The sequence below is a fragment of the Streptococcus mitis genome (assembly GCF_946190325.1).
GTDB classification, from domain to species: Bacteria; Bacillota; Bacilli; order Lactobacillales; family Streptococcaceae; genus Streptococcus; species Streptococcus mitis_CF.
Genome location: NZ_CAMHZR010000005.1, coordinates 21220 through 35897, shown reverse-complemented (window position 1 = coordinate 35897; position 14678 = coordinate 21220). Strand labels below are relative to the sequence as shown.

The following is a 14678-nucleotide window of genomic DNA, read 5'->3' as shown; positions in this document are numbered from 1 at the left end:
AAATTAGGTATCTAATTTTAGGGATGCCTTTTATTATTACCCTATTTGTATATCTATCCCTAGAATCTTTTTTTAAATTGATGTATAATGGAAAGAGTTGTATATTTTACAATAAATTAACATACTGATTTAAAAATGTAAAAAGAGGGGAATATGAATTTCAAAACTAGTGGAGAAGAAAGACAGAATTTCTCATTAAGAAAATTGGCAGTTGGTCTTGTATCTGTGGCAGTTGCGTGTTTCTTTTTGATGGGAACTGGCCTACAGACTGTATCTGCCCAAGAATCTCATACCGTTAATTATACTTATGTTTTAGAGTCGGATTTGACTGATGAAGAGAAGGCTCTCTTGGTTACATCCCTACCACAAGTAGCGGAAGAAACAGACGCTACCTACTATCTGGTTTATCGAGCAAATCAAGTATTGCCCAATACGGGTACTAGCTCTCCATTAGGGACTGTTGCCTTGGTGGCAGGCCTTAGTTTGCTGGTCGTAGTGGTTCTTAAGGGACGTGATGGCAAGAGCAAGATTAGTCGATTCTTGTTAGTAATCGGTCTAGGAAGTCAGTTGCTGTCTCCAACTGCCCTTGCCTTGACTAGTGAGACACTGGCTGCCTATAACACTCAACTATCGGTCCATTCAGGAGATGCCTTGCCAGCTCCGGTTGATATTCCTGGATATACTTATCTAGGATTTGTAGAAAACAAACTAGCTCATTCTGTGCCGACAACTAGCAAGCCAGCAGAATCTACTGGAAATCAAAAGGTTAAATCAGAAAACAGTCAATCTCAAGAAGTGATTGCAGCTCATTCAGCAGATTCGACTATGGGAACTGAATTTGTCAAGCAGTCAAATGACAGCAAGTCTAACTTAGAAAATGTAGATATCTCAGCAGCTACGGCTCCATCTTCTAAAAATGAGAATGCAAGTCAGCAACCAGCAGTTCCTCTAAGTCAGGAAAGCAAGGATACGAATGTTGTCAAAGGCGGGGAGGCAGACCAAAAAACAGCACCAGCTACAGAGTCTGCAACAAATTCAAGCCAAACTGATGGGAATCAAGAACAGACAAATCCAGTACCGCCAGCTTCGCAAAGCCCAGTGGTAGAGAATCAGCAAGGAGGAACATCTTCTCCTGTAGAGCCTCAACCACAAGAAAATAATGAAACTGTAGTGCAAGCAAAAGGTACCCAAGAGTCAGGTCATGAGGGCGAAGCCTTAATCCAACCATCGCAACCAGCGTACACAGCCCCAATTAGCACCCAAGGTACCCAAGAGTCAAGTCATGAAGGCGAATCCCTAGTCCAAGCAGAGCAGCCGTCTTATACAGCCCCAATTAGCACCCAAGGTACCCAAGAGTCAGGTCATGAAGGTGATGCCCTGGTTCAACCATCGCAGCCGTCTTATACAGAACCCGTTAGCACTCAAGGTACCCAAGAGTCGGGCCATGAGGGTGAAGCCCTGGTTCAACCAGCACAACCGTCTTATACAGAACCCGTTAGCACCCAAGGTACACAAGAGCCCGGCCATGAAGGTGAGGCTCTGGTTCAATCAGAACTACCAGTTTACACAGGTCCTCAGGAGGGATCTCCAGTTGATCCAACAGTGCCAGAGTCTACAGAAGTTGTTAGCAGTAAGGGAACGCAAGAGCTAGGCCATGAGGGTGAAGCTTTAGTTCAACCCGTTCAGCCATCTTACACAGCCCCAATTAGTACCCAAGGTACGCAAGAGCCCGGTCACGAAGGTGAAGCTGCTGTAGCAGAGGCTCTTCCTGAACTGCCTTTGACAAGTAATCATCGTACAGTAACAGAAACCATTCCTCATGAAACTGAAGAAATTGAAGATGCGACTATCATAAAAAATCATCGAGAAATTGCTCAGGAAGGAAAAGACGGTTTACGGACAATCGAGTATGAAGATTATCTCGTAGATGGTAAGGTGGAAGCGAGCAAGGAAATCTCGCGTACAGAAGTAGAACCAACCAAAGAGATTGTCAAGGTTGGTAGTCTTGTTAAAACCAAACCAATAGTTGAAATGACTAATCTGGTTAAAGATGAGAGCAAAAAAGCAGTAGCAGTCAACTATCACCTGGATGACCCAACGTCTGCTCTTGTTAAGGCCAAGGCCCAAATTTACCAAAATGGAACATTGGTCAAAGAGGTGGACTTGAAAAATCCATCAGATCAACAAACGATTGATGGATTGGACTACTATACGTCATACAATCTTAAGACTTACCTGACCTATAATCTAGGACAATCTGATCAGGAAAGTACAGAAGTATCAACGAAAGATTTTCAGTTAGACTATAAAAAAATTGAAATCAAAGATGTGGATGAAGTGGGGCTCTATGGTAAGGAAGATGGTCACTATCGTCGTTATCTGAACTTATCAGAAGTACCAAGTGATTTGTCACCTTATTTTGTCAAAGTCAAATCAGACAAGATGAAGGAAATGCTGTTACCAGTTAGCTCTATTAAGGAAACAGATGATGGGAAATACAAGGTAACCGTTGCCTTCAATGAACTGGTTCAAGAAGAAGGTTCAACATATAAGGATAACTATAGCTTCACAATTGATAAGCAAAAGCTTGCCAAGGACGGTGTTTATACTTCCTTCAAGAAACTAATTGCTGCCATGCAAGGTAATCTCGCTGGAACCTTTAAACTTGGAGCTGATATGACAGCTGATGAAGTGGTCTTAGCTAAGGGGCAAAGTAGCTATGTGACAGGCACTTTCACTGGTAATCTTATCGGTGCGAGTGACGGACAGCCGTTTGCGATTTATGACCTTAAGACAGCCTTGTTTGATAACTTGACCAAGGCTACTGTGAAAGATATTGACCTTAAAGCAGTAGCGATTAAGAGTCAAGAAGACACAGCCAGCCTAGCAAAAGTGGCTACTAACAGCCAGATCAGTAATGTAGCTGTAGAAGGTCAATTGACAGGTAGCAAGTCAGTTGCAGGTTTGGTAGCGAAGGCTCAGGATACAGAAATAACTAATAGTTCCTTTACAGGTAGCATTCAGGCCAAGCATGCGGATGCCTCTCCTTACTATGTGGGAGGTATAGCAGGGCTCTTATCTGGTAATAAGGCTAAGATTGATAAGGTAGCCGTTGATGCAAATATTTCTAGCAATGCTCGCAACAATGACCAATTTGCGGGAGGTATTGTAGGGAAAGTTCAAAGTGGTGCTTTGGTGTCTCATGCGCTAGCAAGTGGGACTATCCTCAATACGACAACCTATCCACGCGTCGGAGGTATAGCTGGTTCTACATGGCAAAATGGCCGTATCCATCATGTTGTTAGCACGGTCAATACTGGAGACGGCTATGCCATCACAGGAGACCAATATAAGGGAGCGGACATCAAAGATGCCAGCACTGCCGAGAACAAGAAGGCCGATCTCTATGCGACCCCAATCACCCAAGACCAGGCCAGAGAAAAGGTCCAGTCTTATGGGATGACAGTGACACTAAACGATACAGGTCAAACACTAAAGGCCAATCAGCACAGTGTGGACTATACTCAGTTAAGCCAAGGTCAAGCTAGTCGAAAAGTTGCTTATCACAATATTGAGAGATTGATGCCTTTCTATAATAAAGAGCTAGTGGTTCACTATGGAAATCAAGTCAATCCTACTGATAAGCTTTATACTACAGAACTGCTGGATGTTGTACCAATGAAGGACAATGACATCATCACAGATATTCAAGCCAATAAAGCAGCGATCAATAAACTGATGTTGCATTTTGCTGACAATACAATCAGTTATCTAGATGTCACTTACAAAGACGACTTCAAAAATACACAAATTGCAGAGTACAGCGTAGCAGGAAAAAACTTTATCTATACACCAGAGGCCTTTCTATCTGACTATACAAAAGTGACCAATCAGGTCCTAGCAGATTTGCAAGGAGTTGAATATGACTCGGCAGCCATGAGAAGAGTTCTGGGTATTGAGGCAGATGCGTCGCTTGATCCGCTATATTTGGACAAAGAGTTTGAAAAAGTTAAGGCCAATATTGGCGAACATCTCCGTAAAGTGCTAACCATGGACAAGTCTATCAATACGATGGGAGATAGTGTAGCGACCTACATCAGTGAGAAAATCAAGAACAACAAGGAAGCTTTCTTGCTTGGTTTGACCTACCTCAATCGCTGGTACAATATCAACTATGATCACATCAATACCAAGGACCTCAATACCTATAAGTTTGACTTTGATGGCAATAGCACAGCTTCAACCTTGGATACTATCATTGCCCTAGGTCAGAGCGGTATGGAAAATCTCAAGGCATCAAATAATCCAAGTGCCTATGAAACAACCCTGGCCGCTGCAAAAGGTCGCAAGACAGTGACTGATTTACTAGAGTCTTACAGAAAACTCTTCCTACCAACCAAAACCAATAATGAATGGTTGAAGACAAATACCAAGGCCTATATCGTAGAGAGTAAATCAGCGATTCCAGAAGTGCGTGCCAAACAAGAGTCAGCAACACCAGATAGTAACTATACGCTGGGAGTCTATGACCGTATTACGGCACCAAGTTGGAAATTAAAAAATATGCTCCTACCGTTATTAACATTGCCAGAAGAAGATGTTTATGTGATTTCAAACCTTTCTACTTTGGCCTTTGGTGGCTACGAACGCTACCGTGACCGTGTTAATAATACAGTCTTGTTAGGAGAGGAATTGCGTCAGTATGTCCGTGTTAAGGTCGACCAGTCGGCTGAATGGCAACGAGACCACTACGATATCTGGTATCATCTCCTTTCACCAGAATACAAAGAAAAACTCTTCCGTTCAGTCATGGTGTCAGATGGCTTTGGTATGAAAGATAGCAATAGCAAGTATTACTGGGCTACCCTGTCTGATAAGGCCATTGATTCTATCTACAACTTCTTTGGACCAACTGGTAAGTGGTATGGGGAAAGTAAAGGAGCCGGGGCCTATGCCAACGGTTCTGAGGTCCACTATGTCAGCGACCGCTTGTTGGATAAATACGGAACATCAGTCTATACCCATGAAATGGTTCATAATTCTGATGGACATATTTACTTTGAAGGTAAAGGTCGTCGTGAAGGATTGGGAGCAGAGTTGTATGCCTTAGGACTGTTGCAATCTGCTGACAGTCTAGATAAGGATGCTATTGTCTTGAATACTCTCTATAAAGGGGATAAGAATTCACCAACTCGCTTGCATACTTATGATCCGACAAGTCGCTTCACATCAGCCGCAGCATTGCAAGAGTATGTACACGGTATGTACGATGTCTTGTATACCTTGGACGCTATGGAAGCCAATGCCATTTTAACTAAGTCTAACGATGTCAAGAAAAAATGGTTTAGAAAAATAGAGAATTTCTACATTGAGGACAAGTACCATAAACAAACTCATGCTGGAAACTCTGTTCGTCCATTGACAGATGCTGAAGTAAGTAAACTAACTAGTCTGGATGCCTTGATTGACAATGATATTATCAACCGTCGGGCTTATCGTGATAAGAGTGACTATACTCGTAATGGCTATCATATTATCAGCATGTTCTCACCGATTTATGCTGCCCTCAGCAATCCAAAGGGTGCGCCTGGTGACATCATGTTTAGAAAGACAGCCTACGAATTGTTGGCAGAAAAAGGTTATCAAGATGGGTTCTTACCATATGTATCCAACCAATATGCAGAAGAAGCTAAACGAAACGGGGACATTACCTATTCAGATTGGCTTAGGAAAGATGTGGGACTCATTACTGATAGCCTCGTATTGAAAAATGTCTTTGCCAACCAATACGCTTCATGGTCTGATTTCAAGAAGGATATGTTTAATCAACGTATTCGTAAGCAAGGTCAGTTGAAACCAATCACCATTCAGTACGAACTTGGTGTACCAAACAGCAGCAAGGAAATTACAATTAGTTCAGCTGCCCAAATGCAAGAACTCATTAATCAAGCAATGGCAAAAGATGTGGCTAACATTGACCGTACGACAAGTCATGCACCTGCAAGTTGGGTCCACTTGTTAAAACAAAAAATCTACAATGCCTATCTACGTAGCACAGATGATTTCAGAGAATCGATTTACAAACAATAAGAAAACTCCCCCAAGCTATCCTGTCTAAGCCAGTCTACCTTGCAGATGGTCAGTCTTTGTGATAGAATAGCATAAAGTCCTTTTGAGGGGGAACTTGCTAGGAAATCCCCAAGCATTGTAACGGATTAACCACCCTCGCCTTTTTGTGAGGGTGGTTTTTCGTTTGTAAGCAGAAAATAAGAGAGAAAGAGTGTATAGCATGTCGAGAATTGTCACTATCTTTTACCCAGAATACATCTACCGCATAGGAGGAGAAATCCGTTCTGAAGAGGACTTGCTGGTTAAGTTTTTAGCCAGATGGGCCCAGCAAACCTACCTCTTTATCCATGACCAACAACTTGTTCCCAAACCCAGCCTCTGGCGTTATATGGAAAATACGGACAAAAATTATTATGAAGTCGTTCATGAAGATATCATGCGAGACTTACGTCTTGCCAATCTGCGCAAGACAAACAAATACCTAGTTGCTAGCGAAGTGTTGACTGATACTTTGGCGAAACAAGGGTATGATACGAAGTTTTTACCACCAATGTTTACAGAAAAAGTAGCTCAAACATACAGAGAACTACTAGATAGGAACTTCTAGGATGTTGGGAATTCTAGTCACCCTATTGCTCTATTTCGGCTTGATTTCCTGGATTGCCTATCGCAAAAAAGGGAGCGAAGAGGACTACTATAGGGTTAAGAAAGCTGTTCCTGTGACAGTTTTGGCCTTCTCAGTCTTTGCGACCTTGCTTAGCCCCATTTCCTTTCTGACTCTGGTGGGGAATGCCTATACAGGCAGGTCCTATCTCTGGTTTGCCCAGTGTGGCATCTTTCTAGCCATTCCGCTGGCTCATCGCTACTTTTTGCCCCTCTATCAAAAGGGAAACTACGAGACAGCCTATCATCTTTTAGAGGACAAGTTTCAATCGGCGGGCATTCGTTCACTGGCTTCAGGGCTTTTCATCCTCTACCAGTTGGGGAGAATAGCAGTGGTGACCTACTTGTTGTCTCAGGCCTTAGAGCCCTTTATCCCTATCAATCAGCTGATTTTGTCAGGTTTACTCCTTCTCTTGACGGTCTATTATCTGGCAAGGGGTGGTCTCTTGGTTGTGCTGTGGACGGATTTCTTTCAAGGCTTGGTCCTGCTAGCTATACTATCCCTTTTTCTACCAAGAATTGCCCAATCTGGCTTAGTCATGAATAGCAGTCAACAACTCTCTCACTTTGCAGAGAAACTGGATGGGCAGACGGTCTTGATCTTAGTTGCAGGAGCAGGTTTTAGTAGTTTGTTCTCCTACGTTTCTTCGCAGGATATCGTTCAACGTTTTAACAGCAAAATGGGACGTCGGAAAATTGGGAAAATCTTATGGTTTCAGGGACTCTTGTCCTTTGGGATTGCCAGTTTACTCTATCTGATTGGTTGCTTGATTCGGCAGGAAAATTTCGCCACCACATCGACCAATCCTGTTCTCATTGCCTATGCTCGGGAAGGTCTGGCACCTTGGTTTGGTAGTTTCATCATGTTGGCTCTCTTGGCAGCAGGCCAATCCACGGTTTCATCTAGTATGAATGCAATCGTGACCTGCTTGAAGTTGGATTTTGCCTGGTCAAAGATTCGCTGGTCGCCAAGCCTTCTATCCTTTGTCTTAGCAGGTCTGTCCTGGCTCCTCTGCCTCTTACTCATGAATGCAGAAATCTACTCCATCTATGAGTGGATTAACGGCTTTATGGGCCTGACACTAGGTGTGATAGGTGGTTTGTACCTCTTAGTCCTACTCCTCAAAAAACCGAGTTTACAGTTAGCCAAAATCTATCTGGTCTTTAGTCTAGGAGCCTTGGTTCTCTATCATTACAGTGGTTTCTTTGCTAACCCTAATCCTTGGTTAAATAGCATCATCACCACCCTATCTGCCCTTTTTATCTCAATTCTAGGAAAACTATATGAAAGCAAAATCTAAACCCATAGCCGTGATTTTAATCCGTTCGGGTTCACGCGGCTTAGTGGATAAAAATATCAAACCGCTTGCAGGCAAACCCTTGGTTTTCTACACCATAGAAGTCGCTCTAGCCTCCAAGTTATTTAGTGACATCTGGGTTTCCTCAGACTCACTAGCCTATCTAGAACTCTGTAGACAAGCCTATCCAGAGATTCGTTGTGTCCATAGACCAAAAGAATTGGCCCTATCAACAACCTCTAGCTTAGAGACCTTACGAGACTTTTTGCAGCCCTTTGAGGAAGACCAGGTCTTTGTGAATCTACAGGTGACCTCGCCCCTGAGAGAGGTGGAGCACCTCATCGAGTCCTACCAACTCTACTGTCAGTCTGGCGCCGACCATCTGATTTCTTGTGTCAAGGCAGACAAGAGTCGTAGTCTTTTCTTGCAGTTGGAGGAGTCGACATTTATCCGTCCACCTCAGGTTTCCAAGCACTATGCTCGGCAAAAAGAACCTGTCTATTACTATCCCAATGGTAGCATCTGGATTTCTCGCAAGGACCTTTACCTACGAGATGAGACCTTTTACACGGATAAGACAGTAGCCTATGAAATGCCCAAACTCTATTCTTATGATATCGACGATGCCTTGGACTTTGAAGTCGTTGAGATCTTGCTGCACCATCATCACCTAGGAGAATCAAACCCCAGAAGAAAAAGCTAAAGCGAAAGAATCTGTCGATAAAGACTTGGAAGAAAAAATCAAGAACATTGATAAAGATCCAAGCTTGACTCCAGAGCAAAAAGAAAAAGCCAAGGAAGAGGCTAAGAAAGAAGCTGAAAAAGTTAAGAAATCAATCGAAGAAGGTAAAACAACTGAATGGGTAGACGAAAAAGGAAACCCAATCAAACCTGTAACACCAGGAACATACCCAGCAGGATCAACTCCTAACTACGAACTAGTAGGAACAGTTACAAACCCAGAAACAGGCAAAGTAACACACATCTTTAAACCAACAACATCTGACAAACCTTCTACAGTATAGGTAGATGTCAATGGTAAACCTGTGAAACCATTAGCTGAAGGTGATAACCCAGCTGGAGAGATCCCAGGATATGCCTTAGTAGAAACAATAAATGTTAAAGAAACTGGCGATGTCATCCACGTATTTAAACGTACTACAAATGGAAGACCTCAAAAAGAAGGTTCTACAAATGGAGGATCACTCATTCCATCTCAACCAGGTTCTCCAGCAAGACCTTCAACAAACCCAACAAGTCCGGTGAAACCGACAGACCCAAGTCAGCCAACAACACCGGCTAACCCAGCTGCTCCAGCGATGCCATCAGCCCCAGTCAATGGTGAAGCACCACAAGCTCCAGCAGCTTCATCAGAAGCTAAAGGACAAGCAGAGCTTCCAAACACTGGTACAGCAGACAATGCTAGCCTAGCAGCACTTGGACTTCTTGGAGTCTTGAGTGGATTTGGACTTGTTGCTCGCAAGAAAAAAGAAGACTAATTCTAATTAGATTTTTTGACAAGATTAAGGAGTAGGATATTCTATCCGCTCCTTTTCTTTTTGGGATTGAGATGAGAGTTATCATAGCGTTGGTTAAAAAATTTCGGTGGCTTTATTGTCAATTTTCTGTAAATTCTCTCGTTATAATCCCATATAGACAAGATTACAGAATCATAATCTATAAGTTGTCTGGCTTGACTTTCTTGATGGAAATTATATAATGATTGTAACAATTAAAGTTACAATTAAAGAGAGAAATAGTTATGATCTATGAATACAAGAGCCACATTTATTTAGCAGAGGCAGTTTTAAATGTAAAGGATTTGGCAAGTCAAACAACCTTTTATCAGCAAGTGCTTGGTTTGGAAATCTTATCACAGACTGAGACAGAGGCTATTCTAGGACTTGGTGGAAAAGCCTTGGTTCAGCTGATTCAAGCACAAGAGAGTGGAGAAGTAAGGGAACATTATGGCCTTTACCATCTGGCCATTCTCCTGCCGACACGCAAGGCTTTGGCTGATGTCTTGAAACACCTGACAGATTTGCAGATTCCTCTTGTCGGCGGTGCAGACCACGGTTACAGTGAGGCCATTTACTTGGAAGATTTGGAGGGAAATGGCATTGAACTCTATCGAGATAAACCAGTTTCCACATGGGATATTCGAGAAGATGGACGCATTATCGGGGTGACGGAAGCCCTTGCAGCGCAGGACATCTATGAGTTGGGAGAAAGAGTAGAGCCCTTTATCCTAGCAGAAGGTACGAGAATGGGGCATATTCATCTTTCCGTCAAGGATAGTCGAAAGTCCAGCCAGTTTTATCAAAAAGTGTTAGGACTAGAGGATAAATTAAGTGTGCCTAGCGCTAGTTGGATTGCAGCTGGAGATTACCATCATCATTTAGCAGTCAATGAATGGGGTGGAAAAGGTCTGGCCCCGCGTAAGCAGGGCTTGCCAGGTTTGGCCTATTATGTCATCGAAGTCGCACATAAAGAAGAACTGTTAATGATTGCCGAGCGAGTACAGGAAGTTGATGCACCAAGCAAGTGGCTGACATCTAGCCAGCTGGAAATCACAGACTTAGACGGAATTGTGCCCCGTATTCGCTTAGCAAGATAGGCAAGATGTGATAAAAATCAGAGCATAAATTGTAGAAAGTACCCCTTATCCTAGTCGGATATGTAGAAAATTTGATATGATAGTAGGGAACAAGGAGAAGAATACAATGACCAGTGAATACCAGAAAATGATTGCAGGGGAACCCTATCATCCGTTTGACCCCGAGTTGCGGGCCTTGGCTCAGGCTTCTCGCCAGAAACAGGCTGCTTTTAACCAGGAGCCAGACCCCTTGAAGGGGGCGGAGATTATCAAGACTTGGTTTGGTTCAACTGGGGAAAATTTCTATGTCAATCCACGCCTGGTGGTCGATTATGGAGTCAATATCCATCTAGGGGAAAATTTTATTCTAATTGGAACTTGACCATGCTGGATGTTTGCCCGATTCGTATCGGAGACAATGCCATGATTGGCCCCAATTGTCAGTTCTTAACCCCACTCCATCCGCTGGATCCGCATGAACGCAATTCAGGGGTCGAATACGGAAAGCCCATCACCATCGGTGACAATTTTTGGGCTGGAGGTGGCGTTATTGTCCTTCCTGGAGTGACACTGGGAAATAACGTAGTGGCAGGAGCAGGGGCCGTGATTACCAAGTCCTTTGGAGACAATGTTGTTCTAGCTGGCAATCCTGCGCGCGTGATTAAGGAGATAGATGTGAAATAGAAGTAAGAAGGAACAGCGGAGGTTGTTTCTTTTTTATGGGTTTTATCATCTTTTACCCAGCCCACATTTACCTACTCCATATCTTAGCAAGTTTGTTTCATTAAGAAATTTTAAAGTATTTCGTAACTGGGATATTTTTTTCTATTCCCCTCCTTGACACTCTGTCAGCTTTTGATACAATAGTACAAAATCAGAGGAGGTGGGTTATGATTCAGAAACATGCGATTCCCATTTTAGAGTTTGATGACAATCCTCAGGCGGTTATCATGCCCAATCACGAGGGGCTGAACTTGCACTTGCCCAAGAAGTGTGTCTATGCATTTTTAGGTGAAGAGATTGACCGCTATGCGAAGGAAGTAGGGGCGGACTGTGTCGGTGAATTTGTTTCTGCCACCAAGACCTATCCAGTCTATGTCATGAGCTACAAGGGCGAGGAACTTTGTCTGGCTCAGGCTCCTGTTGGTTCAGCTCCAGCAGCCCAGTTTATGGATTGGTTGATTGGATATGGTGTGGAGCAGATTATTTCCACTGGAACCTGTGGTGTTCTGGCTGATATAGAAGAAAATGCCTTTCTAGTCCCTGTTCGGGCTTTACGAGACGAAGGTGCTAGCTATCACTATGTGGCAGCTTCTCGTTATATGGAAATTCAGCCAGAGGCTATTGCTACCATTGAGCGAGTGTTGGAAGCCAGAGGGATTCCCTATGAAGAAGTCATGACCTGGACGACAGACGGTTTTTACCGAGAAACGGCTGAAAAGGTGGCTTATCGCAAGGAAGAAGGCTGTGCTGTTGTGGAGATGGAGTGTTCTGCGCTCGCGGCAGTAGCCCAACTGCGAGGGGTTCTCTGGGGTGAATTGTTGTTCACAGCTGATTCCTTAGCAGACTTGGACCAGTACGATAGTCGTGACTGGGGTTCAGAAGCTTTTGAGAAGGCCTTGGAACTCTGCCTTGAGATAACTTCTCAGATATAGCTACTCTCCCTCTTTTTATGGTACAATGGATGTATGTTATTCAAATTATTTCTTAAAAAAATTGAAAGGGCCTTGGGTGGACTTTCGCCAGCTCGTCGGATCTTTTTAAGTTTTGCTGGAGTTATTTTTATAGGCTCTCTTCTTTTGAGTTTGCCTTTTGTTCAGGCAAATGGTTCTCAGGCCACTTATTTTGACCATCTTTTTACGACGGTGTCCATGGTCTGTGTGACTGGCCTTTTTACGCAACCAGTGGCTACTACCTATAATGTCTGGGGGCAGTTGATCTGTATGCTCTTGATACAGATCGGTGGTCTGGGACTCATGACTTTTATCGGGGTCTTTTATATTCAGGGGAAGCAAAAGCTCAGTCTTCGCAGTCGTGAAACCATTCAGGAGAGCTTCAGTTACGGGGAGGCTCGGTCGCTGAAGGCCTTTATGCGCTCCATCTTTTTGACGACTTTTCTAGTGGAGGGTTTGGGTGCCTTTCTACTAAGTTTCCGTTTTATTCCTGAGTTCGGCTGGGGACGAGGCATTTTCACCTCTATCTTTTTAGCCATTTCAGCCTTTTGTAATGCTGGTTTTGATAATTTCGGCAGTAGCAGTTTAGTGGCTTTTCAGACGGATCCCTTAATCAATCTGGTTATTGCTGGCTTGATTATCACAGGTGGTCTTGGCTTTATGGTCTGGTTTGACTTGGCAACCCAGTTTGACAAGAAGAAAAAACGCCGTCTGCGTTTCCACACCAAACTAGTCCTCTTCTTGACTGCAGGGATTTTGCTGTTTGGGACAGTATCCACACTCTTTACGGAGTGGCACAATCCAGGAACCATTGGCAATCTCAGTGTGCCAGAGAAAGTGCTGGTCAGCTTTTTCCAAACCGTCAGCATGAGAACGGCCGGTTTTGCTTCTATTGACTATACTCAAGCTCGACCTGTGACCTTGTTTATCTATATCCTACAGATGTTTCTGGGTGGAGCGCCTGGAGGGACGGCTGGGGGGCTCAAGATTACGACTTTCTTTGTCTTGTTGGTCTTTGCGCGTAGTGAATTGCTGGGCTTGCCTCATGCCAATGTTGCGCAGAGAACCATTGAGGCTCGAACAGTCCAAAAATCCTTTAGTGTCTTCATTATCTTTTTGATGACCTTCTTGTTGGGCTTGATGTTGTTGGGAATTACGGCAGAAGGAACACCGCGATTTATCTACCTCATGTTTGAGACCATTTCAGCCCTTGCGACAGTTGGGGTGACGGCAAATCTGACACCAGAACTGGGCAAGTTAGCTCTCAGCATTGTCATGGTACTCATGTTTATTGGCCGTATCGGTCCCTTGACCTTGCTGGTCAGTCTAGCGGATTACCAGCCTGATAAGAAAGATTTGATTCAGTATATGAAAGCAGATATTAGTATTGGATAAGAAAGGAAGAACTATGTCAGATCGTACGATTGGAATTTTAGGTTTGGGGATTTTCGGGAGTAGTGTCCTGACGGCCCTAGCCAAGCAAGATATGAATATTATTGCCATTGACGACCACGCTGAGCGTATCAATCAATTTGAGCCAGTTTTGGCGCGTGGAGTTGTGGGCGATATTACAGATGAGGAACTCCTCAGAACTGCAGGAATTGATACCTGTGATACGGTTGTAGTGGCAACAGGGGAAAATCTAGAGTCGAGTGTGCTTGCAGTTATGCATTGTAAGAGTCTAGGAGTATCAAGGGTTATTGCCAAGGTCAAAAGCCAGACAGCCAAGAAGGTGCTAGAAAAAATCGGTGCTGACTCGGTGATCTCACCTGAGTATGAAATGGGGCAGTCTCTAGCGCAGACCATTCTCTTTCATAACAATGTTGATGTCTTTCAGCTGGATAAAAATGTATCTATCGTGGAGATGAAGATTCCGAGTGTTTGGGCAGGTCAAAGCCTGAGCCAGCTAGATTTACGTGGCAAATATAACCTCAATGTCCTAGGATTTCGTGAACAGGCAAATTCACCACTGGATGTCCAGTTTGGTCCTAATGACCTCTTGAAAGCAGATGCCTATATCTTGGCGGTCATTAACAACCAATATCTAGATGACTTGGCAGAATTAAATTCGTAAGGAGGGGAATCCCCTCTTTTTTGATGTCCAAAATAGCAAATAGAGAGACCTGTATTCCAATTGAGACTAGAACCCCTTGTATTCTAGTAAAAGTCCTTCTAAAACTGGACTTTATGGTAAAATAGGAAGAAGTGATAAGAGAGAGTAATACTCTTCGAAAATCTCTTCAAACCATACTAGTGTCGTCTTGCCGTAGATATCATAGGTATAGGTAACTGACTTCGTCAGTCTTATCCACAACCTCAAAACCGTGTTTTGAGCTGACTTCGTCAGTTCTATCTGCAACCTCAAAGCAGTGCTTTGAG

Annotated in this window: 8 protein-coding genes and 2 pseudogenes; all 10 read left to right on the top strand. The window is 43.6% G+C overall.

Translation table 11 applies throughout. The features are described from left to right. Positions 1-153: 153 nt before the first annotated feature. The 10 genes and pseudogenes from N8M95_RS07085 to N8M95_RS07030 all read left to right on the top strand — a co-directional run bounded on the left by N8M95_RS07085 (position 154) and on the right by N8M95_RS07030 (position 14373). The gene (locus tag N8M95_RS07085) at positions 154-6090 is read left to right on the top strand and encodes a ZmpA/ZmpB/ZmpC family metallo-endopeptidase (RefSeq protein WP_261116895.1); all 5937 of its coding nucleotides are present in this window, start codon (positions 154-156) and stop codon (positions 6088-6090) included. A gap of 199 nt (positions 6091-6289) precedes the next feature. After that, the gene (locus N8M95_RS07080; RefSeq protein ID WP_261116894.1) at positions 6290-6676 is read left to right on the top strand and encodes a hypothetical protein; all 387 of its coding nucleotides are present in this window, start codon (positions 6290-6292) and stop codon (positions 6674-6676) included. A gap of 1 nt (position 6677) precedes the next feature. Next, positions 6678-8033 (top strand): sodium:solute symporter family transporter, encoded by a 1356-nt coding sequence (locus N8M95_RS07075; RefSeq protein WP_261116893.1) that lies wholly within the window; start codon positions 6678-6680, stop codon positions 8031-8033. Beyond that, on the top strand, positions 8017-8733 hold the full coding sequence (locus N8M95_RS07070; protein WP_120770717.1) for an acylneuraminate cytidylyltransferase family protein: 717 nt from the start codon (positions 8017-8019) through the stop codon (positions 8731-8733). The genes N8M95_RS07075 and N8M95_RS07070 overlap by 17 nt, the downstream gene beginning before the upstream one ends. Next, positions 8714-9529, top strand: a pseudogene (locus N8M95_RS09375) (LPXTG cell wall anchor domain-containing protein); the annotation flags it as partial. The gene N8M95_RS07070 and the pseudogene N8M95_RS09375, both read left to right, overlap by 20 nt. Positions 9530-9792: 263 nt before the next feature. Beyond that, entirely contained in the window at positions 9793-10647 is an 855-nt protein-coding gene (locus N8M95_RS07050; RefSeq protein WP_261116892.1) for a VOC family protein, read from the top strand. A gap of 106 nt (positions 10648-10753) precedes the next feature. After that, positions 10754-11310 (top strand): annotated as a pseudogene (locus tag N8M95_RS07045) (sugar O-acetyltransferase). Positions 11311-11516: 206 nt separating this feature from the next. Next, positions 11517-12281, top strand: coding sequence for a nucleoside phosphorylase (locus N8M95_RS07040; RefSeq protein WP_261116891.1), 765 nt, complete (start codon positions 11517-11519; stop codon positions 12279-12281). Positions 12282-12314: 33 nt separating this feature from the next. Further along, positions 12315-13694: a TrkH family potassium uptake protein gene (locus N8M95_RS07035; protein WP_125454801.1), complete on the top strand. Its 1380-nt coding sequence runs from the start codon at positions 12315-12317 to the stop codon at positions 13692-13694. A 13-nt stretch (positions 13695-13707) separates the two neighbouring features. Beyond that, the gene (locus N8M95_RS07030; protein WP_261116890.1) at positions 13708-14373 is read left to right on the top strand and encodes a potassium channel family protein; all 666 of its coding nucleotides are present in this window, start codon (positions 13708-13710) and stop codon (positions 14371-14373) included. Positions 14374-14678 lie beyond the last annotated feature (305 nt).

Bases quoted from the DNA above. Each gene is read 5' to 3' on its own strand.
- N8M95_RS07050 (WP_261116892.1), top strand. From the start codon at position 9,793: ATGATCTATGAATACAAGAGCCACATTTATTTAGCAGAGGCAGTTTTA.
- N8M95_RS07070 (WP_120770717.1), top strand. From the start codon at position 8,017: ATGAAAGCAAAATCTAAACCCATAGCCGTGATTTTAATCCGTTCGGGT.
- N8M95_RS07075 (WP_261116893.1), top strand. From the start codon at position 6,678: ATGTTGGGAATTCTAGTCACCCTATTGCTCTATTTCGGCTTGATTTCC.
- N8M95_RS07040 (WP_261116891.1), top strand. From the start codon at position 11,517: ATGATTCAGAAACATGCGATTCCCATTTTAGAGTTTGATGACAATCCT.
- N8M95_RS07030 (WP_261116890.1), top strand. From the start codon at position 13,708: ATGTCAGATCGTACGATTGGAATTTTAGGTTTGGGGATTTTCGGGAGT.
- N8M95_RS07080 (WP_261116894.1), top strand. From the start codon at position 6,290: ATGTCGAGAATTGTCACTATCTTTTACCCAGAATACATCTACCGCATA.
- N8M95_RS07085 (WP_261116895.1), top strand. From the start codon at position 154: ATGAATTTCAAAACTAGTGGAGAAGAAAGACAGAATTTCTCATTAAGA.
- N8M95_RS07035 (WP_125454801.1), top strand. From the start codon at position 12,315: ATGTTATTCAAATTATTTCTTAAAAAAATTGAAAGGGCCTTGGGTGGA.